Annotated in this window: 25 protein-coding genes, 4 tRNA genes and 1 pseudogene; 10 read left to right on the top strand and 20 right to left on the bottom strand. The window is 60.5% G+C overall.

What is annotated here, in order from left to right:
• Window positions 1–62: 62 nt before the first annotated feature.
• From NQE15_RS15290 to NQE15_RS15300, 3 genes are all read left to right on the top strand, one after another.
• The gene (locus tag NQE15_RS15290) at window positions 63–992 is read left to right on the top strand and encodes a transglutaminase family protein (protein ID WP_265942534.1); all 930 of its coding nucleotides are present in this window, start codon (window positions 63–65) and stop codon (window positions 990–992) included.
• Window positions 993–1,303: 311 nt separating this feature from the next.
• Complete coding sequence (locus NQE15_RS15295) at window positions 1,304–3,541, top strand: VTT domain-containing protein (protein WP_265942535.1); 2,238 nt, start codon at window positions 1,304–1,306, stop codon at window positions 3,539–3,541.
• The gene (locus NQE15_RS15300) at window positions 3,525–4,307 is read left to right on the top strand and encodes an endonuclease/exonuclease/phosphatase family protein (RefSeq protein ID WP_265942536.1); all 783 of its coding nucleotides are present in this window, start codon (window positions 3,525–3,527) and stop codon (window positions 4,305–4,307) included. The genes NQE15_RS15295 and NQE15_RS15300 overlap by 17 nt, the downstream gene beginning before the upstream one ends.
• A 142-nt stretch (window positions 4,308–4,449) precedes the next feature.
• On the opposite strand, the gene NQE15_RS15305 is transcribed toward NQE15_RS15300, so the two are convergent.
• From NQE15_RS15305 to NQE15_RS15315, 3 genes are all read right to left on the bottom strand, one after another.
• A complete protein-coding gene (locus NQE15_RS15305; protein WP_265942537.1) occupies window positions 4,450–4,914 on the bottom strand; it encodes an OsmC family protein in 465 nt (154 codons plus the stop codon).
• A 20-nt stretch (window positions 4,915–4,934) separates the two neighbouring features.
• Window positions 4,935–5,498: a ferritin-like domain-containing protein gene (locus NQE15_RS15310; protein ID WP_265942538.1), complete on the bottom strand. Its 564-nt coding sequence runs from the start codon at window positions 5,496–5,498 to the stop codon at window positions 4,935–4,937.
• 142 nt (window positions 5,499–5,640) lie between these two features.
• Window positions 5,641–6,063 carry a CBS domain-containing protein gene (locus NQE15_RS15315; RefSeq protein WP_265942539.1) on the bottom strand — a complete coding sequence of 141 codons (423 nt, stop codon included), beginning with the start codon at window positions 6,061–6,063 and terminating at the stop codon, window positions 5,641–5,643.
• Between the two features lie 31 nt (window positions 6,064–6,094).
• Between NQE15_RS15315 and NQE15_RS15320 the strand changes: the two genes are divergently transcribed.
• The 5 genes from NQE15_RS15320 to NQE15_RS15340 all read left to right on the top strand — a co-directional run bounded on the left by NQE15_RS15320 (window position 6,095) and on the right by NQE15_RS15340 (window position 10,468).
• Window positions 6,095–6,937 carry a hypothetical protein gene (locus NQE15_RS15320; RefSeq protein WP_265942540.1) on the top strand — a complete coding sequence of 281 codons (843 nt, stop codon included), beginning with the start codon at window positions 6,095–6,097 and terminating at the stop codon, window positions 6,935–6,937.
• A gap of 43 nt (window positions 6,938–6,980) precedes the next feature.
• Window positions 6,981–8,864, top strand: a complete 1,884-nt coding sequence (locus tag NQE15_RS15325) for a PHA/PHB synthase family protein (protein WP_265942541.1) — start codon at window positions 6,981–6,983, stop codon at window positions 8,862–8,864.
• Window positions 8,865–8,928: 64 nt separating this feature from the next.
• On the top strand, window positions 8,929–9,360 hold the full coding sequence (locus NQE15_RS15330; protein ID WP_265942542.1) for an SRPBCC family protein: 432 nt from the start codon (window positions 8,929–8,931) through the stop codon (window positions 9,358–9,360).
• Between the two features lie 29 nt (window positions 9,361–9,389).
• Window positions 9,390–9,947 carry a septal ring lytic transglycosylase RlpA family protein gene (locus NQE15_RS15335; protein WP_265942543.1) on the top strand — a complete coding sequence of 186 codons (558 nt, stop codon included), beginning with the start codon at window positions 9,390–9,392 and terminating at the stop codon, window positions 9,945–9,947.
• Window positions 9,948–9,964: 17 nt separating this feature from the next.
• Window positions 9,965–10,468, top strand: a complete 504-nt coding sequence (locus NQE15_RS15340) for a hypothetical protein (protein ID WP_265942544.1) — start codon at window positions 9,965–9,967, stop codon at window positions 10,466–10,468.
• A 77-nt stretch (window positions 10,469–10,545) separates the two neighbouring features.
• Here NQE15_RS15340 and NQE15_RS15345 read toward each other — a convergent pair whose 3' ends face one another.
• The 8 genes from NQE15_RS15345 to NQE15_RS15380 all read right to left on the bottom strand — a co-directional run bounded on the left by NQE15_RS15345 (window position 10,546) and on the right by NQE15_RS15380 (window position 14,603).
• Window positions 10,546–11,004 (bottom strand): DUF1178 family protein, encoded by a 459-nt coding sequence (locus NQE15_RS15345; protein WP_265942545.1) that lies wholly within the window; start codon window positions 11,002–11,004, stop codon window positions 10,546–10,548.
• A gap of 9 nt (window positions 11,005–11,013) precedes the next feature.
• Window positions 11,014–11,099 (bottom strand) — tRNA-Leu (locus NQE15_RS15350).
• 71 nt (window positions 11,100–11,170) lie between these two features.
• Window positions 11,171–11,246: transfer RNA gene (locus NQE15_RS15355), tRNA-Gly, on the bottom strand.
• Between the two features lie 7 nt (window positions 11,247–11,253).
• A tRNA-Cys gene (locus NQE15_RS15360) sits at window positions 11,254–11,327 on the bottom strand.
• A gap of 57 nt (window positions 11,328–11,384) precedes the next feature.
• A tRNA-Gly gene (locus NQE15_RS15365) sits at window positions 11,385–11,460 on the bottom strand.
• 50 nt (window positions 11,461–11,510) lie between these two features.
• Window positions 11,511–12,092, bottom strand: a complete 582-nt coding sequence (gene pgsA / locus NQE15_RS15370) for a CDP-diacylglycerol--glycerol-3-phosphate 3-phosphatidyltransferase (RefSeq protein ID WP_265942546.1) — start codon at window positions 12,090–12,092, stop codon at window positions 11,511–11,513.
• Between the two features lie 3 nt (window positions 12,093–12,095).
• Complete coding sequence (gene uvrC / locus NQE15_RS15375) at window positions 12,096–13,907, bottom strand: excinuclease ABC subunit UvrC (protein ID WP_265942547.1); 1,812 nt, start codon at window positions 13,905–13,907, stop codon at window positions 12,096–12,098.
• A gap of 12 nt (window positions 13,908–13,919) precedes the next feature.
• Entirely contained in the window at window positions 13,920–14,603 is a 684-nt protein-coding gene (locus NQE15_RS15380) for a uracil-DNA glycosylase (protein ID WP_265942548.1), read from the bottom strand.
• On the opposite strand from NQE15_RS15380, the pseudogene earP reads away from it, so the two are divergent.
• A pseudogene (gene earP, locus NQE15_RS15385) lies at window positions 14,592–15,673 on the top strand (elongation factor P maturation arginine rhamnosyltransferase EarP). The gene NQE15_RS15380 and the pseudogene earP sit on opposite strands and share 12 nt — an antisense overlap.
• A 39-nt stretch (window positions 15,674–15,712) precedes the next feature.
• On the top strand, window positions 15,713–16,270 hold the full coding sequence (gene efp / locus NQE15_RS15390) for an elongation factor P (RefSeq protein WP_265942549.1): 558 nt from the start codon (window positions 15,713–15,715) through the stop codon (window positions 16,268–16,270).
• A gap of 54 nt (window positions 16,271–16,324) precedes the next feature.
• Here efp and nagZ read toward each other — a convergent pair whose 3' ends face one another.
• The 9 genes from nagZ to lepA are packed head-to-tail and all read right to left on the bottom strand — an operon-like array spanning window position 16,325 to window position 23,696.
• Window positions 16,325–17,344, bottom strand: a complete 1,020-nt coding sequence (gene nagZ / locus NQE15_RS15395; RefSeq protein ID WP_265942550.1) for a beta-N-acetylhexosaminidase — start codon at window positions 17,342–17,344, stop codon at window positions 16,325–16,327.
• The gene (acpS, locus tag NQE15_RS15400) at window positions 17,341–17,718 is read right to left on the bottom strand and encodes a holo-ACP synthase (protein ID WP_265942551.1); all 378 of its coding nucleotides are present in this window, start codon (window positions 17,716–17,718) and stop codon (window positions 17,341–17,343) included. The genes nagZ and acpS overlap by 4 nt, the downstream gene beginning before the upstream one ends.
• Window positions 17,715–18,470: a pyridoxine 5'-phosphate synthase gene (locus NQE15_RS15405; RefSeq protein ID WP_265942552.1), complete on the bottom strand. Its 756-nt coding sequence runs from the start codon at window positions 18,468–18,470 to the stop codon at window positions 17,715–17,717. The genes acpS and NQE15_RS15405 overlap by 4 nt, the downstream gene beginning before the upstream one ends.
• A complete protein-coding gene (recO, locus tag NQE15_RS15410) occupies window positions 18,467–19,195 on the bottom strand; it encodes a DNA repair protein RecO (RefSeq protein ID WP_265942553.1) in 729 nt (242 codons plus the stop codon). The genes NQE15_RS15405 and recO overlap by 4 nt, the downstream gene beginning before the upstream one ends.
• The gene (era, locus tag NQE15_RS15415; RefSeq protein ID WP_323054897.1) at window positions 19,192–20,076 is read right to left on the bottom strand and encodes a GTPase Era; all 885 of its coding nucleotides are present in this window, start codon (window positions 20,074–20,076) and stop codon (window positions 19,192–19,194) included. The genes recO and era overlap by 4 nt, the downstream gene beginning before the upstream one ends.
• Window positions 20,073–20,741 (bottom strand): ribonuclease III, encoded by a 669-nt coding sequence (rnc, locus tag NQE15_RS15420; RefSeq protein ID WP_265942554.1) that lies wholly within the window; start codon window positions 20,739–20,741, stop codon window positions 20,073–20,075. The genes era and rnc overlap by 4 nt, the downstream gene beginning before the upstream one ends.
• Before the next feature lie 3 nt (window positions 20,742–20,744).
• The gene (locus tag NQE15_RS15425) at window positions 20,745–21,098 is read right to left on the bottom strand and encodes a DUF4845 domain-containing protein (RefSeq protein WP_265942555.1); all 354 of its coding nucleotides are present in this window, start codon (window positions 21,096–21,098) and stop codon (window positions 20,745–20,747) included.
• A 10-nt stretch (window positions 21,099–21,108) separates the two neighbouring features.
• Window positions 21,109–21,897 carry a signal peptidase I gene (lepB, locus tag NQE15_RS15430; RefSeq protein WP_265942556.1) on the bottom strand — a complete coding sequence of 263 codons (789 nt, stop codon included), beginning with the start codon at window positions 21,895–21,897 and terminating at the stop codon, window positions 21,109–21,111.
• An 8-nt stretch (window positions 21,898–21,905) separates the two neighbouring features.
• On the bottom strand, window positions 21,906–23,696 hold the full coding sequence (gene lepA, locus NQE15_RS15435) for a translation elongation factor 4 (protein ID WP_265942557.1): 1,791 nt from the start codon (window positions 23,694–23,696) through the stop codon (window positions 21,906–21,908).
• Window positions 23,697–23,716: the final 20 nt, after the last annotated feature.

Below are 23,716 nucleotides of genomic sequence, written 5' to 3' on the forward strand. Positions count from 1 at the left end.
CTGCCCGGCCCGATGGCCGGCGGTATCGGTTGATCGCCGTTAGCGGACCCTGACCCCCTCCGATGCTGACCATCCGCCACATCACTATTTACCGCTACGCCCGGCCGGTGCAGATCGGAAGCCATCGACTGATGTTCCGGCCACGTGACAGCCACGATCTGCGGCTCTTTAGGGCGACCCTGACGATCAGCCCGCCGGCCGCCTCGATCCGCTGGCTGCATGATGTTTTCGGCAATTCGGTGACAATTGCCGAATTTTCCGCCGAAACAGCCGAACTGCGCTTCCAGAGCGATATCACGCTCGAGCACTATGCCCTTGATGCGCCGTATTTTCCGATCGAGGAATACGCCCGCACCTACCCTTTCAGTTATTCGAACGACGAAATCCCCGATCTCGCCCGGATGATCGAGCGCCACTACCCGGACCCCGAGCACAAGGTGGATAACTGGGCCAAGCAGTTCGCCACGCCGGAACCGGGCGCGGCGCCGAGTCTGGTCCAGACGCAGCCGATGCTCGAACGCATGATGCTGGCGATCAAGAACGGTTTTGCCTATGCGTTCCGTGTTGCCGAGGGCACGCAGACGCCGGTCGAAACGCTCGAGCGCGGCGCGGGCAGTTGTCGCGACTTCGCGCTGCTGATGATCGAAGCGGTCCGCAGCCTCGGCCTGGCCGCCCGTTTCGTCAGCGGCTACCAATACGACCCGGCCATCGATAACGGCATCGTCGATACGCCGGCCACCGGCGCGACCCATGCCTGGGTGCAGATTTACCTGCCCGGCGCCGGCTGGGTCGAATTCGACCCGACCAACGCCATCGTCGGCGGCAAGAACCTGATCCGCGTCGCCGTCGCCCGCGACCCGCGGCAGGCACTGCCGCTGACCGGAGAATGGGCGGGAAGCCCGGGCGACTATCTGGGTATGGAGGTGTCGGTCGTGGTCTGCGCGGTCAACGTCGAGTGCGACGGTCAGGCGCTGCCCCTCACGGACTCGTAAGATTTTCCCTGTTCGGTAAGATTTACACCCGCGCACGCCGGTTGGATGGCCCGGGAGTACCGGCCGTGCGTTGGTTCCATGACCAGGAAATCGTGCCACCCACGCTGCAGCCCCGCGGCGCCTGCGATGCCGGTCGGCCGGGGTGGCAAATGGCGCCCTTGGGCATGCACATTGCAGAAGGCTTTACATCCAGTTCAGCCGCGAAGTCGATGATGACCGCCTCCTGCCGCACGCCACTGACAACACTTGACTACCGGCTTATGGAAAATTGCGCTCTGCCTGCAGCCAGACTGCACCTTCGACAAGAAAATATGGACGAAAACGGCGCCGCGGCGATCGAAGCCGAGTGGTCGCCGGCCGCTCCGGGAAGCCTGTTCGCCATCGACCGGAACTGCTGCGCGGTCGGCCGTGCACACCATGTCGGATTGCTGGTGGATGGAGAGGAATATTTTCGCGCCTTCATCGTCGCTGCCGAACAGGCAACGCACTCGATCAACATCCTGGCCTGGGACTTCAACAGCAAGACCCAACTGCATTTCGCCGAAGATAAGCACGGCCCGCCGGCCCAACTCGGCGACTTCCTGAACTGGCTGGCGCGCCGCCGGCGCGGCCTGCAGATTCATGTTCTCGACTGGGACTATCCGCTGGTCTTCGGCACCGACCGCGAGTTCCGGACGCTCTATGGCTTCGGCTGGAAACCCCATCGCCGCGTCCATATAGCCTACGACAACACCCACCCGGTCGGCGCTTCGCACCATCAGAAGATCGTGGTCATCGACGACAGCATAGCCTTCATCGGCGGCTTCGACCTCACCGTGCGGCGTTGGGATACTTGCGCGCATCAGGCCGACGACGACCGCCGCAGCTATGGCAGCAAGCCCTACCCGCCGTTCCACGACCTGATGCTTGCCGTCGACGGCGAAGCGGCCGGGCAGGTGGCAGAGATTGTTCGCAGTCGCTGGCTCGCCGCGACCGGCCGCCATTTGCCTCCGGCCCCGCCACAGGAATTGCCCTGGCCGTCCGGCCTGCGCGTCGATCTCCATGAGGTCGACGTGGCATTCGCCCGCACCCTGCCCGAGACACCAGGCCAGCCGGGCGTCGCCGAAGTTGAAGCGCTCTTCTTCGACATGATCGCTGCCGCCCGGAAATTCATTTATATCGAAAACCAGTATTTCACCGCCCACTGTATCGGCGATGCACTGGCGGCAAGGCTAGACGAGCCTGACGGGCCCGAGATCATCATCGTCGTGCGCCGGTTCAGCCACGGCTGGCTCGAGGAGTACACCATGCATGTGCTGCGCAGCCGCCTCGTCCAGCGCCTGCGCGCCGCCGACCGCTACGGCCATTTCCATATTTTTTACCCGCATATCGAGGGGCTGGCCGACAGGACCTGCATCGACCTGCACTCCAAGCTGATGATCGTCGACGACGAAATCCTGCGCATCGGCTCGGCCAACCTGTCCAACCGTTCGATGGGCCTCGACAGCGAATGCGACGCTGCCATCGAGGCCCGCGGCGACCGGCGCATCGCCAGCGCCATCCGCGACTTCCGCAACCGTCTGCTCGGCGAACATCTCGACGTGCCAGCCGGCGAGGTCGAGGCGGCAGTCCACCACCAAGGCAGTCTGCACGGCGCTATCGCGGCCCTGGCCGGCCGGGAGCGGACGCTGCGCCCGCTTGAGGAACTGCCCGATTGGCCGCCGGCCGTGCTCGAACTGGCCAGCGTCGGCGACCCCGCACAGCCGGTGTCACTGGAAGGCTTGATCGATGAATTCAGCCCGGAGCGATTGACCAGCAGCGAGGACGAGTCCGAAGAGAATGCCCCCTCAGCCGCCCAATCTCGCCTCCGCACCCTGATCCGGCGTCTGGCACCGCGCCTGGCGGCGGCCATCCTCGCTGTCGCGGCACTGACTGCGTTGTGGCGCTATACGCCGCTGGCCGAGTGGCTGAACGCCGATCACGTCAGCGCCTGGGCGCGTGAGTTTGGCGGCCACTGGTGGGCGCCGCTTGTCATCGTTGCCGCCTACACGCCAGCCTGCATCGTGCTCTTCCCACGGCCGCTGATAACCTTCGCCGCGGTCATCGCCTTCGGCCCCCACCTCGGCTTCGCCTATGCGCTTTCAGGGATACTGCTCGCCGCGCTGCTCAGCTACCAAGCCGGCCACCACCTTCCACGGCATACCGTGCGCGACATGGCCGGCCCGCGCCTGCTGCACTTTGCCGAGATTTTGCGACGCCGCAGCCTGCTGACTGTGACGGCGCTACGCCTGGTGCCGCTGGCACCGTTTGCAGTCGAAGGACTGGTCGCCGCGGCCATTGGCATCCGCCTTTCGCCATTCATGCTCGGCACGCTGATCGGCATGCTGCCGGGCACCCTGACGACGACGATTTTCGGGCACCAGATCGAAGCCGCGCTGCATGATCCGTCGCAGGTCAATTACGGCCTGCTGGCGGCTGCCGTTGGTGTCGTTGCCCTGCTCTCGCTGGCCGTCCGCCACTGGCTGGTGGCCCAGCGCCGCCAGCATTCGGATCATGGCCACAAAATCTAACGCCCTCGCCAACTGGCACAGCCTGAATCAGACCCTCGGCGGCGACTGCCTGCGCGTCGCTTCCTACAACATCCACCGCTGCATCGGCCGCGACCGGCTCCTCGATGTCGAGCGGGTGGCACAGGTGATCCGCGAACTCGGCTGCGACGTCATTGGCTTGCAGGAAGTGGACAACCGCTCCGACGGCCGCCACGATTCGATGCAACTCGACTACCTGGCACAGGCGACAGCGACAACGCCGGTCGCCGGCAACACCATCGTGCACCATCAAGGCAGCTACGGTAACGCGCTGCTCAGCCGCCACCCCGTCGTCGCCATCCGCCGTCACGATTTCAGCTACCTGGGCCGCGAGCCGCGCGGCGCCCTGGAAGTCGATGTCGCAGTCGGCGACCGAGTGATCAGCATCGTCGTCACCCACCTTGGACTGCGCCCGATCGAGCGCCGTTTCCAGGTCCGCCAGATGCTCGGCCTGCTGCGCGAAATCCCGGCCGACCAGATGACCGTCGTCCTCGGGGACATCAACGAATGGCTACCCATGGGGCGGCCCTTGCGCTGGCTGCATGGCATGCTCGGCCACTCCCCGGCCGAACGCTCCTTCCCGTCCGGATTGCCGCTGTTCGCCCTGGACCGGGTATGGGTCCGACCGCGCCGCTCGCTGCTCGCCTTTACCACCCATCCCTCGCATACCGCCCGCGTCGCTTCGGACCATCTGCCGGTCAAGGCACTGATCGCCACCGGGCTGGCGCCCGAAGCGGAAAAGCAGTGAATTTTGCGGCATCAACGCCGTCAACTGCCCCGTCAACTGCCGGCTCTGGGGGTTTTCCCCCCATTTGCGACGTCGGCGTTATGAACAGCTAACGGCTACGACTCGCGTGCCGCCCCGGCAGCCCGGACTGGCCGCTGCGGGCTCAGGTTTCGGCGGCATAAACGTCATTGCCGGCCCCGTCGACCACCTTGACATGCACCGGGATGCCCCGCCGGATGCTGTCGGTGACCACGCAGTAATTCTCGAATTGCTGCATGCAGCGACCGAAATTCGCCACTTGCCCGGCTATCTCCTGCAGCCGGATGACTACCTCGATGCCGCCGATCCGCTGGTGACCATGCTCGTTCGGGGCCAGTGTCGTCGTCACCTCGGCCTGCAGCGTGGCCGGCTCCTGCTGGAACTTGCGCAAGCAGAACAACAGGCTGGCGGTCAGGCAGTTGCCTACCGCCACCGCCAGCACCTGGCTGGCATTGGGGCCTTCGCCGGCGCTCAGAGGGCCGGGTTCGTCGAGCACAATATCCGGCACGCCGGGCTGCCCGAAGCTGGCTTCGAACTGATAGCCCTGCTTCTGTGCCAAGTGCACCGTGAAAACCGTCGGTTCGAACATGACGTTATTCTGCGGACCGCTCAGGCGGCCGGCGTGTGGCTGGCACCGATCTGGTGGATCAGGGTGCGCAGGTCTTCGGCATGCTCTTCCTCGACCGCCAGCACCTCCTCGAACAGACGACGGGTGGTCGGGTCGGCATCACCCAGGTAAGCGATGATTTCCTTGTAGCTTTCGATGGCGATGCGTTCGGCCACCAGGTCTTCGCGAATCATGTCGACGATGCTCTTGCCCTCGAGATATTCAGCATGGCTGCGGGTACTCAGGGTGTCGGGCGAATAGTCCGGCTCGCCGCCCAACTGTGTGATGCGGTTGGCGAATTTCTCGGCATGCAGTTCTTCCTCTTGGGCATGCTGCAGGAACTCCTGCGCGATGCTCAGCGAAGTTAGACCCTTGGCCGAATGATAGTGGCGCTTGTAGCGCAGACTGCAGACGATCTCGGTGGCCAGTGCTTCATTGAGCAGGCGGAGGACGGTATCCCGATCGGCACCGTAGTCGTCGGTAATGGCGCCCTCCTCGATATGACGGCGGGCGCGGAAACGAATCGTCGCGATGGACGAAAGATTGGTGGTGCTTGGTGCAGGCATTTGATGCTCCTTGCCGGATAGCCCGAAACGCCTCCCGTCGGCCGGGAAGGGCGGAATTACGGCTCGCCCCGACTGGACGTGCAGGCGGGCCAGGCCCCAGCTTTTCTTGATGGAAAGGGATGGCAAACCGAGCTCGTTGCCGTCAGTGGCCGCGCGGCACAGACAGCCCGCACACTGTGTCGCCCGCCACTTCCGATCCTTCGCAATTGGCGATATCCGCCAGTGCCAGGATGCCGACCAGATGCTTGTCATGGTCGACGACAGGCAGCCGGTGCAGCTGGATGTCGCCCATGTTCCGGGCGACATCCGAGAGTTCGGCGTCGTCGAAACAGTATTTGACATCCTGGCTCATCACCTCGCGCACCGTGGTCGCATTGGGCGATTTTCCATTGGCCACGGCCCGGATGGCGATGTCGCGATCGGTGATCATGCCGACCAACAGGTCATTCTCACCGACCGGCAGACTGCCGAGGTCGCACTCGGCCATGATCGTCGCGACGTCGCGAATGCTCTGGTCGGGATTGGCGATGTGGACCTGGCGGGTCATTGCTTCGCTTACTCGCATGATGGTTCTCCTTCACGTTGGTCAATCGAGCTTGTTGCGCAGCAAGGACTATTCCTGCACCGGCCAGGGCGACCAGCCGGTCGAAGAGGCAAACAGTCCGCCCGGATTTGCCGGCGGGTCGGTAAAACTTACGGCAACTTTGGTATCCGGCCGGCACCATTGCCCAGGTCGCTGGCGCGGCCATCGCCAGGCCAAGCTCGCGGCGACCTGCCGCGTCTTGGCAGCCGGCGATTTGGCACGGCGTTTGCTGGACAGCGGGCGAGAGCGTCCTGCGCAAGGCACTCCGGAAATTCATCCGCCACGGACATTTGTCGCCCCCCCACCGGCGACCTGTCGGCGAATGACCGGACCCTTGGCCCAAGCCCTTCCCTTTTGGCTTACGGGCGACGCTCTCTTCGCGAGACAAGCCGGGCTTCGCGCCCCCCAATCGACGACATCAAGGAGCTACAACATCATGACGGAACTCAACCGCAAACTGACCATCGCCGCGCTTACGCTCGGCCTCGCCTTCAGCATCAACGTGGTCGCCGCAGAAGGCCTTTCCAGCGATAGCTACAAGGCGGGCAGGGACAAGATCGCCGCCGATTACAAATCAGCGTCGGCCCCCTGCAAAACGATGTCCGGCAACGCCAAGGATGTCTGTATGGCCGAGGCAAAAGGCCAGGAGAAAGTCGCCAAGGCCGAGCTGAAAGCCACTTACAAACCGACCGCGAAGAGCCGGTATGAGGTGAGTATCGCCAAGGCCGAGGCCGAATACGAGGTCGCCAAGGAAAAATGTGACGATCAGGCAGGGGCTGCCAAGGATTCCTGCGTCAAGGAAGCGAAGTCGGCGCGAGCTGCTGCGAAAGCCGATGCCAAGGCGGCCAAGAAGTAGCGCGCAAGCTTAGGCCGTCGATCAACGTCGAGGAGCAATCGGCATGGGAAAATCTTCGGACGCCGAAGGCATCAGATCCGAGGCCGAGCGGGAACTCACCGCCAATCACCTGGCGCAGGCGAGTAGCGCGCTGCCAGCCCACACCCAGCCCCTGACCGGCGAAGGCACCGGCTACAGCCACAAGCGGGTGGCGCCGAAAATCGGCCCGGTGCTGCGCACCACCGATTTCGACCGCGTACTGCACGCCATGATCGGCCGCCTGACCGGCGGCGTTTCACCGACCGCCCTCACCCTTGCCTATCTCGACTGGATTGCCCATCTGGCTATCCAGCCCGGCAAGCAGAGTGACCTGGCGCAGGCTGCTATCGAGAAATTCAACCATCTGGTCCGTTTCGCCACCCGTTGCGCCCTGCACTACGACCGGAAGGACTGTGCCGAACTGCGCGACAGCGACGCCCGCTTCCGGACCGAAAGCTGGGGGCGATGGCCGTTCAATGTCTTTGCCGAGGCCTTTCTGCTCGGCGAGGAATGGTGGCAGCAGACCACCTCGACCGTGCAGGGCGTCAGCCAGCATCACCGCGACCTGCTTTCCTTCCTCGCCCGCCAATTGACCGACACCTGCTCGCCATCGAATTTCCCGTGGACCAACCCGGATATCCTGAAAACCACGCAGGAGCAGCTCGGAACCAATCTCCTGAAGGGGGGCGTCCATGCCATCGAAGATCTCGCCCGCCATTTCAACCACCGCCAGCCGGTCGGCGCCGAGCCCTTTGCGCCGGGCAGTGGCGTGGCGCTGACGCCGGGCAAGGTGATCTACCGCAACCGCCTGATGGAACTGATCCAGTATTCGCCGCAGACCGGGCTAGTTCATGCCGAGCCCCTGCTCATCGTGCCGGCCTGGATCATGAAGTACTACATCCTCGACCTCTCGCCGCAAAATTCTCTGGTCCGCTACCTGGTCGAGCACGGCCACACCGTGTTCATGATTTCCTGGATCAATCCGGGGCAGGACGAAGGCTGCTTCGGCCTCGACGACTATCGCCGGATGGGCATCATGGAAGCACTGGACGCGGTGCAGGCGGTACTGCCCGGGCAAAAGGTCCATGCCGTCGGCTATTGCCTCGGCGGCACCCTGCTGACCCTGAGCGCGGCGGCCATGGCCCGCGAAGGCGACGACCGGCTGGCAACGGTTTCGCTCTTTGCCGCCCAGGTCGATTTCGAGGAGGCCGGCGAACTGCTGCTCTTCATCGATGAAGCGCAGCTCACTTTTCTCGAAAACATGATGGCCGAGCAGGGCTATCTTGACAAGGACCAGCTCTCGGCCGCCTTCAACCTGCTGCGCTCGAAGGACCTGGTCTGGTCGAAGGTGGTGGATGAATACCTGGAAGGCGAACGCCAGCCGATGTTCGACCTGATGGCATGGAGCGCCGACGCGACGCGCCTGCCCTTCCGCATGCATTCGGAGTACCTGCGCAGCCTCTTCCTCAATAACGACCTGGCCGAGGGACGCTATATCGTCGACGGCGACGGCATCGCGCTGACCGACATCCGGGTGCCGATCTTCGCGGTCGGCACAGAAAAGGACCACATCGCGCCCTGGCGTTCGGTCTACAAAGTGCATCTCTACACCGATACCGAGGTGACCTTCGTGCTGACCAGCGGCGGCCACAACGCCGGCATCATCAGTGAGCCGGGGCGGGCCCGTCGCGGCTACCGGATGACCTCACACGAAGCTCGCGACCACTACCTGCATCCGGCACGCTGGTATGCCACCGCTCCGGCCTATGGCGATTCATGGTGGTCGGCGTGGCTGGACTGGCTGGCCGAACGATCGCACGGCAGGATCACTCCGCCGGCCATCGGGGCACCGGAAAAAGGCATTGTCGCCCTTGACGATGCACCAGGCAGTTACGTGCATCAGGCCTAGTCGCTCGCCCTCGGCAAACCCGGGCAGGCTTCCTTTCGATCTCGCCACCACGAGGAGCAAACCCATGAGCACGTTGCCATTGAAAACGACGGCATTGACGATCAGCCGCACGATAGCGGCCAGTCCCGACGAAGTGTTCGACCGCTGGCTCGACCCCAGCAAGCCCGGAAGCCCGTGGTTCGGCGTCGCACAAGCCGTTGTCCAGCCGGCAGTCGGAGGACTCTTCTATCATGTGGTTCAGTTCGAAGGTCACGACTGGGCGCATTACGGACGCTTCATCGCGCTCGATCGACCCCGGCGCGTCGCGCATACCTGGGTCTCCGAGGCAACCCGTGGCCTCGAGTCCGTCGTCGAGTTGACTCTTGAGCCCGAGGGCGACCAGACCCTGGCCACCTTGCGCCAGACGAATGTTCCGGATGACGAAATGGGCCGTCGCCACGAAGCGGGTTGGGGCTATGTCCTTGATGCAATCGCCGGGCACCTCGCCAGCCGCTGAAGCGCTGATTGCCATGGAGCAACAACGCCATGACGGAGATTGCCAAAGCTAAGCGGTTTGCCATGGCCTTCGCGATCTGGGCATCCGTCGCCGTGGCAAGCGGGCTCGTACCGGAAATCTGCCCGGCCGCGAATGCCACTGAGCAGCAATCGGCCCTGGCCCGGCAGCATGTCTCGCGGGCACCGTCGCGAGCACTCGACCACTCGGGCCGTCCGCGCATCGGCAAGGCTTCTTTCTATGCGAAAAAATTCGCCGGCAGAAAGATGGCGAACGGTCGATTAATGAACCCGCATGGCGACAATGCGGCAAGCCGGACACTGCCTTTGGGCACCACGGCCCGTGTCACTAACCTCAAGACCGGGCAGAGCGCGGTGGTCAATATCGAGGACCGCGGCCCCTATGTAAAGGGCAGGATCATCGATCTCTCGCCATCGACCGCCAGGAAAATCGGGATCGATCGCGAGGAAGGGATCGGCATGGTCGAAGTCGCTCCGCTCACCATCCCAGTGCCAAACGGCAGTCTGAAAGCCGGGGCCGCCGCCAGGGAGATGAAAGCAGACCAGCGCCCCATCGCTCAAGGCGGTTAGCCCCTGAGCACACCGCTATGCTTCCCGGAACCGTGCTCAAACGGATAGCCAACGGCCCCCGCTCAGTCTACTTGGGGATCATCTGTTTCGTCATTGCCGGTAGCGCATTCACGGAAGATGCGACTTTCTCGACCACGCTGGGCACGGCCGTTCTGTGTCTTGACGACCTGGCGCCTGGCTATTTCTACAACTACCTGAACCAGAAACAAGACCCCTACAAGGCCGAACAGGGAGCCTACTGGTTCAAGACCTCGGAACAGCTTTTCGGGGCGCCGCTCACCGAGGTCTTCATCAGCGACGGGAGTAGCCGGTATGCCTTCGTTGGCGCAGTTTCCTCACTGTCGCCGGACGAACTGGCGGAAGCTGTCTCGGCAGCCGCGCCGGCCGGAGCCGGTTTCAAAAGACTCAGCCCAACGGACCGCTATTCGATTTTTGTTTCCCCGACCGGTTCGGAGATCGCCTATCAAGGAAGAAAAGCGAAGATATTCTGTCGTCAGGACCGGACTCAACTGTCCAATTGAAGCGGGTTACGATCTAGAATATAGTTTAATAAATAACTGTAACAAATTGAATTAACTAATTAAATCGTAATTAACGATCAGTTCAATTCACTTTCGTTGATATTGGCCAAGCGCAGTATGGCGATGCCCTCTTCGCCCAAGGCTTCGCATTCCTCTTCCGTCGCGTTGCCTCTGATCGGACGTTCGGGAGCCTCTTTGTAATGGATCTTGCGTGCTTCCTCGACAAACGATTGACCGACGTCCTCGCACTTGTTGACCATCTCCTGCACCAGTTGCCGATACATGGCCATTACCTGAGTGCCGGCCGGCATCATCGCGGTGCTCGCACCACTTTTCGTATGGGCGGATTCGTGATGGCTTTCCTCTACGTGATGTGAGCCAATGGCAACAGCCGAAGGCACCCGCTTGACGACATGAATGTCGCACTGCGGGCAGCAGACGAGAAGGCGTTCCTGTTGCGAGTCGTAATCGGTCGCACTTTGAAACCAGCCCTCGAATCGATGGCCGTTTTCACAGCAAAGGTCGTAGATAATCATTGATGGTCCTGGTGCCCGGGACGGGAATCGAACCCGTACAGCCAAAGGCCGAGAGATTTTAAGTCTCTTGTGTCTACCAATTTCACCACCCGGGCGGCATGTCGATTATATCGGTGGTGTCCCGATACGAAAAAGGGAAAGCGCTCGGCGCTTTCCCTTCGTATTTTGGAGCGGCAGAAGAGTCTCGAACTCTCGACCTCAACCTTGGCAAGGTTGCGCTCTACCAACTGAGCTACTGCCGCAAATTCTTGGAGGCGCGAGCCGGAGTCGAACCGACCTACACGGATTTGCAATCCGGTGCATAACCGCTTTGCTATCGCGCCAAGAATACTAATTATGCGATACAACAAGAAAGAAGGCGTTGCTTCTCTCAGCAAAACTGGAGCGGCAGAAGAGTCTCGAACTCTCGACCTCAACCTTGGCAAGGTTGCGCTCTACCAACTGAGCTACTGCCGCGTCAAACAGAGCGCGCATTATAGACGCCCCAAGGGGGTTGTCAACATCGGCTACTGTTTTTCCGCGCTACGCTTGGCAATTTCCGGCCAGGCCATGCGCAGGTAGTAGCCCATCGACCAGAGGGTCAACAAGGCTGCAATCCAGATCAGCCAGTTGCCGATGATGCGAACATCGAAGCCGAACAGTGGCGCCGAATACAACAGCAGTGGAATCGCCGTCATTTGCGCGGCTGTCTTGATCTTGCCAAGCATGGACACCGCCACGCTTTTCGCGGCCCCAATCTTGGCCATCCACTCACGCAGGGCGGAAATGGTGATTTCGCGTCCGATGATGATGGTGGCGACGATGGCATCGGTTCTACCGAGTTGGACCAGGATAATCAGTGCTGCCGCCACCATCAGCTTATCTGCAACTGGATCGAGAAAGGCACCAAAAGCCGATGTCTGGTCCAGCTTTCGCGCCAGATAGCCGTCAGCCCAGTCAGTGAACGCTGCCGCCACAAATAGCCAGGTGGCGGCAAAATCGCGCTCGTGGGGTGTCGCCCAGCCTGCTGGCAGGAAATAGACGGCGATAAGCAGCGGTATCGCGACAATACGGAGCCAGGTAAGGAGAATGGGCAGGTTGAAGGGCATGTGTCAGTGTAATGCGGAATAAATCTTTTCGGCCATTTCCCGACTGATGCCGGGCACCTCTGTCAATTGTTCGAGGCTCGCCGCGAGTACTCCGGTCAGCCCCCCAAATCTTGAAACCAGTGCTTTCCGTCGTGCGGGGCCAATGCCGGGAAGACTTTCGAGCGTCGACGTTTTCCTGGTCTTGCCACGTTGGGCACGATGGCCGGTGATGGCGAAACGGTGGGCTTCGTCGCGAATTTCCTGGATCAGATGCAATGCCGGGTGTTCCGGCGGCAATTGTAGCGGCTCCCGGCCGATCGGAAAAATTAGCGTTTCCAGGCCTGGCTTGCGTTCCACCCCTTTGGCCACGCCCAGCATCGGGAGGTGCGCCAGTCCGAGATCGGCCAGCGCGCTGTAGGCTGAACTGACCTGTCCTTTGCCGCCATCGATCAGAATCAGGTCTGGTGCCGTCCCCTCCCCGGCTGCGATGCTGTCATAGCGTCGGGTTACTGCCTGACGCATGGCGGCATAATCGTCACCGGGCTGGATATCGCGGATGTTGAAGCGACGGTAATCGGACTTCTTCATGGCGCTTCCCTGATAAACCACACAGGAGGCAACGGCAGCCTCGCCCATGGTATGGCTGATATCGAAGCATTCGATCCGAACGATCGGCTCGGCTAGCTGCAGGGCTTCCTGCAGAGCGGCCAGGCGTTGCTCCTGCTGGGCAGTCGCCTGATTGCGGGCAAGAATGGCAAGGCGACCATTCTGCATGGCCATCTCGACCCAGGCTTTTTGCGTGACCGAGCGCGCTTCCTGGATCGGCACCGGTCGACCGGCAAGTTCACTCAACGTCGATTCGGTTTCGCTCCCCTCCTCTTCCGACGGCAACGGGGACACGAGCAATCGGGCGGGCGCCGGGTGCGCGGCATAGTGCTGACGGATGAACGCCGCAACCGCGTCGGCTCCCGTTGATTCACCGACGTTGCTCGGAAACAGCGGACGGTCACCGAGATGCCTGCCGCCGCGAACCATGGCGAGATTGACGCACAACTGCCCGGCTTCCTTGAGCGCCACCACGATATCGACGTCTTCGCCCTTGCTGCTGGAGACGTACTGTTTTTCCTGCACTTGGTGCAGCGACTGGATCTGGTCGCGATAGACGGCCGCCTGCTCGAAGGCCAGGCGCTCGGCGGCCTCTTCCATTGACCGGGTCAGGCGCTTGGTGACTTCCTGTTGTTTGCCGAGCAGGAACATCGTCGCCAACTGGACATCGGCCGCATAGTCTTCCGGCGCAATGAGGTCAACGCACGGTCCGCTGCAGCGCTTGATCTGATAGAGCAGGCAGGGGCGGGAGCGATTGGCGAAAACCGAGTCTTCACAGGTCCGCAGGCGAAACATCTTTTGCAGCAATTGAATACTGTCACGCACGGCCCACGAGGAAGGGTACGGTCCGAAATAGTCGGCTTTGCGGTCCGGACTGCCCCGATAGAACCCCAGACGTGGATACTTGCCCTTCGTTACAACGATGTAAGGATAGGATTTGTCATCGCGAAACAGGATGTTGTAGCGCGGCGCCAGCGACTTGATCAGATTGTTCTCGAGCAGCAGCGCTTCGGCCTCGGTGCGCGTCGCCGTCGTCTCGACAACCGCAATCTGGCTGACCATATGGGCGATGCGCGGGCTCGACAGATTTTCGCGAAAGTACGACGACACCCGCTTTTTCAGATTCTTGGCCTTGCCGACGTAAAGGACGTAGCCGGAGGCATCCAGCATGCGGTAAACACCCGGCAACTCGGTCAACGAGGCGAGAAATGCCTTGGCATCGAACCCCATGGCCGTACCTGATTAACCTAGCCGAGCCTTGACGCCGGCAAAAACGGCTTCGAAACTCTCGCGAGATAGACGCCCGGTGCGCCAGTTGTAGCCACTGCAGTGATAGCTGTCGATGAGCAGACGACCATCCGGCAAGGCGTGGCTAACGTTGTGCCCAAAAACAAAACTCTTCGGCTTGAGGCTATAGCTCCAGAGCAAAGCCTGGTGTGCGATGGCGCCCAAGGCAACGATGACTTTCAAGGCTGGCATCGCGGCCAGTTCGGCTTGCAGATGGCTATTGCACTGGCGGATTTCGGCTGTAGTCGGCTTGTTGGCCGGGGGCAGGCAACGCACGGCATTGGTAATACGGCAGTTGTGCAACTGCATGGCCGGATTGGCCCAATTGTCCGACCCGAGCGGCTCCGCGGCGCTGGCAAAGCCGAAACGATGCAGGGCCGGGTAAAGCAGTTCGCCGGCGACGTCACCGGTAAATGGGCGACCGGTACGATTCGCTCCTTTTTCACCGGGGCCGAGGCCGACGACGAGCAGTTCGGCATCGAGGGCGCCGAAGGCGGGAACGGGCAACGCGTGCCAGTCGGGGTCGCGCCGACGAATGTTCGCCAGGTGTTCGGCCAGGCGCGGACAGGCAATGCAGTCTTGAGGATCGGTAAAGGCAGGCATGGCGGCGATGTTAGCATGGCGGCCATGCAGCTTCATTGGGACATCTTTTGCCGCGTGATCGACAACTATGGTGACATAGGCGTCTGCTGGCGGCTCGCCCGGCAACTGGCCGCGGAACATGGCAAGCAGGTTCGCTTATGGCTGGATGACCTGGATTGCCTGCAGCCCCTCTGCCCGGCTATCGATGTGACCCAGGCCCGACAGCAATGCCAAGGCGTCGACATCATTCATTGGACTGAAACACCAACCGTCGACCGCGTTGGCGAGGTTGTAATCGAGGCTTTTGCCTGCGAGCTTCCGACAGCCTATCTCGACGCCATGACGCAAACGCTACCCAAGCCGTGTTGGATCAATCTCGAATACCTGACCGCGGAGTCCTGGACTGTGAGCTGCCATGGCCTGGCTTCGCCCCACCCTTCCCTGCCGCTGACCAAATACTTCTTTTTCCCCGGCTTCTCGGCAGGCACCGGCGGCTTGTTGCGGGAAGAAGGCCTGCTGGCCGAGCTCGAGCGCGAAATGGCGCAGCTTCAAGACCGTAGCGGCCTCGAGATCAGCCTTTTTTGCTACGACACGCCCCCGTTGGTGCACTGCTCGACCTGCTCGCCAAATCGCCGACCGAAATTCGCCTGCATGTCGCACCCGGCAAACCGCTGGCAGCCGTCGCTTCACATCTGGGCGGTAGCGGTCCGTGGCAACGTGGCATGCTCAGCGTGCTGCCGTTCGCCTTCCTGCCCCAGGATGAATATGATCGCCTGCTATGGCGCTGCGACGTCAATTTCGTGCGCGGTGAGGACTCTTTCGTTCGCGCCCAGTGGGCTGGGCGGCCTTTCGTCTGGCAGATTTACCAACAGCAGGAAGCGGCGCACCTAGTCAAGCTGGAGGCTTTTCTGGATATATACGCCAGCGAATTGAAGCCGTCGGCGGCGAGCGCCACTCTCAATCTCTTCAGGGCATGGAATTCTGGTGGCGACTTGCGGCAACCGTGGGCCGATTTTCTCACGGCAAGGAGCGAAATCGCCCGTCACAGCAAGGCTTGGGCGATTCACCTGGCGCAAAATCCGAATCTTGCCGAATCGCTCGTCAAGTTCTGCGCCGCCAAGGTATAATCCGACGCTTTTATTTTTCAGCTTTTTTGGGAATCCCGAATGAAGACCGCAATGGAACTCCGCTCCGGCAACGTCATTATGGTTGGTGCCGACCCGCTCGTCGTCCAGAAGACCGAGTACAACAAGTCTGGCCGTAACGCCGCTGTGGTCAAGATGAAGCTCAAGAACCTGTTGTCCGGCGCTGCTTCCGAAGCCGTCTACAAGGCTGACGACAAGTTTGAAGTGGTTCAGCTCGACAAGAAGGAAGTGACCTACTCCTACTTCGCTGACCCGATGTACGTTTTCATGGATGCCGAGTACAACCAGTTCGAAGTCGAAGCCGAGAACATGGTCGATGCGCTCAAGTATCTGGAAGATGGTCTGGCCTGCGAAGTCGTTTTCTACGACGGCAAGGCCATTTCGGTCGAACTGCCGAACAGCGTGGTGCGCGAAGTGATCTACACCGAACCCGCTGTCAAGGGCGATACCTCGGGCAAGGTCTTGAAGCCTGCCCGCCTGGCTACCGGTTTCGAGCTGCCAGTTCCGGCTTTCGTCAGCATTGGCGACAAGATCGAAATCGACACCCGTACCGACGAATACAAGAGCCGCGCCAAGTAATCCGCGATCTTCTTAGTTGGTTCAATCGGGCAGCTTCGGCTGCCCGATTTCATTTCAGGCCGTCAATTGCGCGATGCTTTGCAAGGCCGCCTGATACCGCGGCTCGGCCTGAAGGGCTGGCCAAGCTTTTGCCGGTTGCCCGGAGAGCAGCACCTCGACCCGCTTGCCTCGTCTGGCATCAATCTCCGGCTTCCACTCAGCCAGAACTTCCGCCACGGCCTCAGGTGCGTTGCACACCAGCAACATGTCGCAACCGGCACGGTAGGCGGTGTCGACTCGATTGAGCATGCTGCCGACGATGCCAGCCCCAGCCATCGAGAGATCATCGGTGAAAACGACACCCTCAAAGTTAATGTCGTTTCTTAGATAATTTATCCATTTATTTGAAAATACAGCTGTATTGCAATCCATACAGTTGTAAATCACATGTGCTGCCATCACCGCATCCAGATCGAGGCGACGATAAGGAACGAGGTCTTCCTGCATTGCTTCCAGGCTACGGTCGTCGACCGGCAACTCGACGTGCGAGTCGGGAATCACATAGCCGTGACCGGGAAAATGTTTGCCGCAGGAACCCATTCCAGCCTCGCGCAAGCCGCCATTCAAGGCATCGGCCAGCGCCACCACGGCGGCAGGCTGACGGTGGAAGGCGCGATCGCCAATGACCCGTGACGGGCCGTAGTCAAGATCAAGAACAGGCGTAAATGAGTAATCGACACCACGCGCCCGCAACTCAGCAGCAAGCACGTAGCCGACATCGCGGGCAGCAGCCAGGCCGGCCTCCGGGCTCCGATCCCATAAACGGCCGAGCGCGGCCATCGGTGGCAGGCGGGTAAATCCGTCGCGGAAACGCTGTACCCTGCCCCCTTCGTGATCGACAGCGATCAGCAAGGCGGGCGAGCGCAAGGCGTGAATTTCCCCGGTCAGCACTTCCAGTTGCTGCGGATTGGCATAGTTTCGACTGAAGAGAATGATGCCGCCCACCAAGGGATGACAAAGGCGCTCGCGGTCGAGGTCGGTAAGTTGAAGACCGGCGATGTCGATCATCAGCGGGCCGAGGTCGAGGTACATCATGGACGTTCCAGAATGACGTAGGCGATGGCGTAATCAGCTTCATCGCTCAGCGAAAGGTGAGCCTTGAGGCCCTGGGTTTCGATCATTTCAGCCAGCTGACCGCAAAAAACCAGGATCGGTTTGCCCAGTTCGTCATGGCTGACGGCAATGGCCGGCAAGACCGCAGGCGGCCGCACGCCGGTGCCCAGCGCCTTGCTGAAAGCCTCCTTGGCGGCAAAGCGCTTGGCAAGAAACCGTCCCTTGTTGGCGGCTCGGGTGAATTCGACAATTTCCTGCGGCGCCAGCAACTTCTCCACCGCCCGGTCGCCATGCCGATCCCACATGCCTTGCAGGCGCTTGACAGCGACGATGTCGGTGCCAATTCCGTAGATCATTCGCCGCACTCAGCTGCTTCGCGCATCAGTTGCTTCATTTCGCGCACCGCTTCGCGCAGGCCGACAAAAATGGAGCGGCTGACAATGGCATGGCCGATATGCAGTTCGCGCACCCCGGCCAGCCGCGCCACGGGCTGCACGTTGTAGTAGTTCAAGGCATGGCCGGCGTTGAAGCGCATGCCGAGGTCGCGAATGCGCTGACCGGCCCGGCGAATCTTCGTCAGCTCGGCGAGTACGGCCGGCGCTTCGGCATCGCGACCGCGCGCATGGAAGGCATGGGCATAAGGGCCGGTATGGATTTCACAGACGCTGGCGTCGATCCGCGCGGCAGCTTCGATTTGCGGCAACTCGGCATCGATGAAGACGCTGGTGACGATGCCGGCCTCAGCCAACCGGGCAATGACGTCTTTGAGTCGCGACTCCTGGGCAACGATGTCGAGGCCGCCCTCGGTGGTTACTTCATGGCGGCCTTCGGGAACCAGCATGGCCATTTCCGGCTGCAATCCGCAGGCGATGCCGACCATCTCGTCAGTCGCCGCCATTTCCAGGTTGAGCTTGACCTGCGTCAGTTCGCGCAGGCGCCGCACATCGGCATCCTGAATGTGTCGACGATCTTCGCGCAGATGGACGGTAATGCCGTCAGCGCCGCCGAGATGGGCTTCAACGGCTCCCCACACGGGATCTGGCTCATAGGTCTGGCGCGCCTGGCGCAGTGTGGCGATGTGGTCGATATTGACGCCGAGTTCGATCATAGTTCCTGCAACTCCCTGAATATCTTGCGTGTTTCGAGTTCCTTGCCGGCCAGATAATAAGCCATCAATGTCCGCATCAGCTGTTTGGCTTCGAGACGTGAACGCGGGTCGGCGAAGTCCTCCGCCTCCAGGTCGAGCAGCGTCTTGCCGCACAGCACCTGGGCGGCGGCTTCGGCATGCTCCAGGCGGACCGGCCCCTGCTCCATCTGATAGTGGTAGAAGGCGGCAGGGTAGATAGGCAGGCCTTCGTTGTCGTGGGTCAGGGTCAAGCCATAGCCCAGTTCCTGCAACAGCGCTTTTTCGAAGCGACGCAGGTCGGCTTCACGTACCCTGCCGGCCGGATCAGACCCCAAGCGAGCCAGCATTTCGGCATAACGGGCAAACAGTTGCTCATGAGAGTCCTCACGCGGCAGCAGGTGCATTAGCAATTCGTTCAGGTAGTAGCCGCAGAACAGGGCTTCACCGGCCAGCAGCGGTTGCCCACCTTGCCATTCGGCCTTCATCAGGGTCAGGACTTCGCCTTTGCCGGCCCAGCCGACTTCAAGCGGCTGAAAAGCCATCAGCAGGCCGCGGATCGCCGACCGCGGGCGCCGGGCGCCGCGTGCCAACAAGGCCATGCGTCCGAAATCGCGGGAAAAAACTTCGACAATGAGGCTGGTTTCGCGAAACGGATATGTGTGCAAGACGTAGGCCGGCTGGCCATCGACTTTGCTGCGCAGATTCATTCGTAACCGAGACTCTTCAGCAAACGTTCGTCATCGTTCCAGCCGGATTTGACCTTGACCCAGACCTCGAGATAGACCTTGCCGGCAAACAGGCGCTCCATGTCCTGGCGGGCTTCGCTGGCAATGCGCTTGAGCGACTCGCCGCCCTTGCCGATGACGATGGCCTTGTGGCCGTCACGGTCAACAACGATGGCGGCGAAGATGCGCCGTAGATTGCCCTCGACCTCGAAGCGTTCGATCTCGACAGTGGTGGCATAAGGCAATTCGTCGCCGAGCAGGCGAAAGACCTTTTCGCGAATGTACTCGGCGGCCAGAAAGCGTTCGCTTTTGTCGGTCAGGTCATCTTCCGGGAACATCAGGCCTTCGTTGGGTAAGTGCTTGCGCGCCTCGGCCAGCAATTCATCGGTTTGTCGTCCCTTGGTCGCGCTGATCGGGACGATGGCCGCATAATCGTGTTCTGCCGCAACCTGCGCCAGGAAAGGCAGCAAGGCATTGCGCTCCTTGAACTGGTCGGTCTTGTTGACCACCAGAATGACCGGACGGTCCTTCGGCAATAGTTTGACCACCGCCTGATCCTTGGCGTCATAGCGGCCGGCCTCGATAACGAACAAAACCAGATCGACGTCGCTCAGGGTCTGCGTGACGCCACGATTCATCGCCCGGTTGAGCGCATTGGAAAACTTGGTCTGAAAACCCGGGGTATCGACGAATACGTACTGTGCATCCTCGTTGGTGACGATGCCGGTGATTCGGTGGCGGGTGGTTTGCGCCTTGCGCGAAACGATACTGATTTTCTCGCCGACCAGTCGGTTGAGTAACGTGGACTTGCCGACGTTGGGGCGACCAACGATGGCGATATATCCGGAGCGGATTTTTTTCATACTAGCAGTTCCTTCAAGGCTTTTTCGGCAGCGACCTGTTCGGCAATCCGGCGACTGGCGCCGTGACCAATGGTGCGTAGCGGTGGATTGTCTATTTCGCAGGCCACCTCAAAGCGCTGCTCGTGAGCGGCACCGGAGGCTTCGAGCAACTGATAGCGCGGTAGAGGCTTCTTTCGCCCCTGCAGCCATTCTTGCAAGCTGGTTTTGGGATCCTTCTGGACCTGTCCGGGCTTGAGTTCGTCCAGCAACGGCGCGTAGAGATTGACGACTACGGCATGCGCTGCATCAAAACCGGCGTCGAGGTAGATTGCGCCAAACAGGGCTTCGAGGGCGTCCGCCAGAATGGAGGGGCGCTGGGCTCCGCCGCTTTTCAATTCGCCCTCGCCGAGGCGCAGACTGTCGCCGAGATTTAATTGAGTGGCCAGCCGATGCAGCGCTTCCTGGCGGACCAGATTGGCCCGCAAACGCGAGAGATCGCCCTCCGGCAGATTGGGAAAGCGGTGAAACAACGCAGCGGCGATCACGCAATCGAGTATGCCGTCACCGAGGAATTCCAGCCGCTCGTTGTTCGGCGTGCCAAAGCTGCGGTGCGTCAGGGCGGTTCGGAGAAGAAGCTGATCCGAAAAGTTGTGGCCAAGTTTCTGGGCGACAGACAGCGCAGTCATCCCTTATTGCCCGACACTGCTTCCCTTGTAGTCAATAAGCAGGCTGACGTTCCAAAAGAGCGGGATCCGCTTTTCGTAGGCGAATTCGATAACGATCTTTCCGCCATTCTTGGAAATCTCAAGTTCTTTGCCCGAAAACTCCAGCATGTCGATTTCCGCGAAGCGGTCGAAAGTATTGCGGACATCGGCCACCGTTGATTCCGGCCCCATTTTGGCCGCGGTCGCTTTGACATCCTTCAGAATCTTGGAGTACTCGATGACGCTGGGGGTTACTTTCATACCGAGTACGGCGACCAGAATGAAAATGATGCCCCAGAAGATCAAGCCAGAAAGCGCTACGCCGCGTTGATATTTCATTTGATATCCCTTACTTGAACGAACCAATTCGGCCAAGATCACTGAAATTCAGCCAGATGAAGAAAGCCTTGCCGACGATATTCTCTTCAGGTACGAAACCCCAGGCGCGACTGTCGCGGCTGTTGTCCCGGTTGTCGCCCATCATGAAGTAATGCCCGGCAGGAACCTTGCAAGTCACGCCAGCGGCATTGTAAATACAATTTTCGCGATGCGGAAAGCGTCCGCCGTCCGGCACGAATGCCGGAGCATCGGTATCGTTGAGCAGTCGATGTTCGACATTGCCCATCTTGGCGAGATATTGCTCCGAGTAGTAAAGGCGCTCCGGATGAAGAAAATCGGCCGTCTTGGTCATTTCAACCGGCTGACCGTTGATCGTCAGGCGCTTGTTCTGATAGCTCACCGTATCACCCGGCACCCCGACGACGCGCTTGATGTAATCGAGCGAAGGGTCTTCCGGGTAACGAAAAACCATGACATCGCCGCGTTGCGGCTCATTGATGCTGATGATCTTCTTGTTGATCACCGGCAGGCGGATACCGTAGGTGTATTTATTGACCAGAATGAAGTCGCCAACCAGCAGGGTCGGAATCATCGAACCCGAGGGAATCTTGAATGGTTCAAAGAGGAAGGAACGGAGTACGAAAACGATCAGGATTACCGGAAAAAAACTAGCCCCCCACTCTACCCAGAATGGCTCAGGTCCATTCTTGCTACGCAGTTTCCGGAACTTCAGAACATCGACTGCGTAAAGCACGCCGGTCACCACCAGCAATACAAACAGTATCAAGGCAAAGTTCATCACAATTCTCAGTTATCGACGCGCAGTACTGCAAGGAAGGCTTCCTGCGGGATTTCCACGCTGCCAACCTGCTTCATTCGTTTCTTGCCGGCCTTCTGCTTTTCCAACAGCTTCTTCTTGCGGGTAATGTCGCCGCCGTAACACTTGGCCAGCACGTCCTTGCGCATGGCTTTGACATTTTCGCGGGCGATGATGTGCGAGCCAATGGCTGCCTGGATCGCGACGTCGTACATCTGGCGCGGGATCAATTCGCGCATCTTGGAAGCGAGTTCCCGACCGCGATATTGCGAGTTGGCGCGATGGACGATCAGCGATAGCGCATCGACTTTTTCGCTATTGATCAGGATGTCGAGCTTGACGACATCGGCTGCCCGGTATTCCTTGAAGTCGTAGTCGAGCGAGGCATAGCCCTTGGAGCACGACTTTAGCTTGTCGAAGAAGTCCATCACCACTTCAGCCATTGGCATCTCATAGACCACTTTGACCTGGCGGCCGTGGTAATGCATGTCGACCTGATTGCCCCGCTTCTGGTTGCAGAGCGTAATGACATTGCCCAGATAATCCTGCGGCACGAAAATCGTCGCCGTAATGATCGGTTCGCGAATTTCTTCGATCTTGCTGAGCTCGGGGAGCTTGGCAGGATTCTCAATCTGGATCAGCGAACCATCCCGCATGACCACTTCGTAAACCACAGTCGGTGCCGTGGTAATCAGATCCTGATCGAACTCGCGCTCCAGGCGCTCCTGGACGATTTCCATGTGCAGCAAGCCAAGGAAGCCGCAACGGAAGCCGAAACCGAGCGCCTGCGAAACCTCTGGCTCGTATTGCAGGGAAGCGTCGTTGAGCTTGAGCTTTTCCAGTGATTCGCGTAGCAAGTCGTACTGATTGGACTCGACCGGATAGAGGCCGGCAAAGACCTGTGGCTTGATTTCCTTGAAGCCGGGCAAGGCGGCGGCGGCCTTGCGATCGACCCGAGTAATCGTGTCGCCGACCTTGGCTGCCGTCAGTTCCTTGATGCCGGAAATGACGAAACCGACCTCGCCGGCACGCAGTGCATCGCGTGAAACCGATTTCGGCGAGAAGACACCGACCTGCTCGCACAATTGAAGTGCGCCGGTTGCCATGAACAAGAGCTTGTCCTTTGGGCGCATCACGCCATCGACAACGCGAACCAGCATCACAACACCGACGTAGTTATCGAACCACGAGTCGATGATCAGGGCCTTGAGCGGGGCATCCGGATCGCCCTGCGGCGGCGGCACGCGGGCGACCACTGCCTCGAGAATATCCTCCACGCCAAGACCTGTCTTGGCCGAGCACAAAACTGCATCGGTCGCATCGATACCGATCACATCCTCGATTTCCTGGCGCGCGTTGTCCGGGTCAGCCGACGGCAGGTCAATCTTGTTCAGCACCGGCACGACTTCGACATCCAGCTCAATTGCGGTGTAGCAGTTGGCCACCGTTTGTGCCTCGACGCCCTGCGAGGCATCAACCACCAGCAGCGCTCCTTCGCAGGCCGACAACGAGCGGGACACCTCATAGGAGAAGTCTACGTGCCCCGGGGTGTCGATCAGGTTCAAGTTATAGATCTTGCCGTCACGCGCTTTGTATTGCAGAGACGCCGTCTGCGCCTTGATGGTGATCCCGCGCTCACGCTCGATATCCATCGAGTCGAGAACTTGGGCTTCCATTTCGCGGTCGGATAGTCCGCCACAGAGGTGAATGATGCGATCGGCGAGTGTGGACTTGCCGTGATCGATGTGGGCGATGATCGAGAAATTACGGATGTGATCCATTGATGCGAGTAAAAAAGGGC

This window comes from Dechloromonas sp. A34, from assembly GCF_026261605.1.
In the GTDB taxonomy this organism is placed as follows: Bacteria; Pseudomonadota; Gammaproteobacteria; order Burkholderiales; family Rhodocyclaceae; genus Azonexus.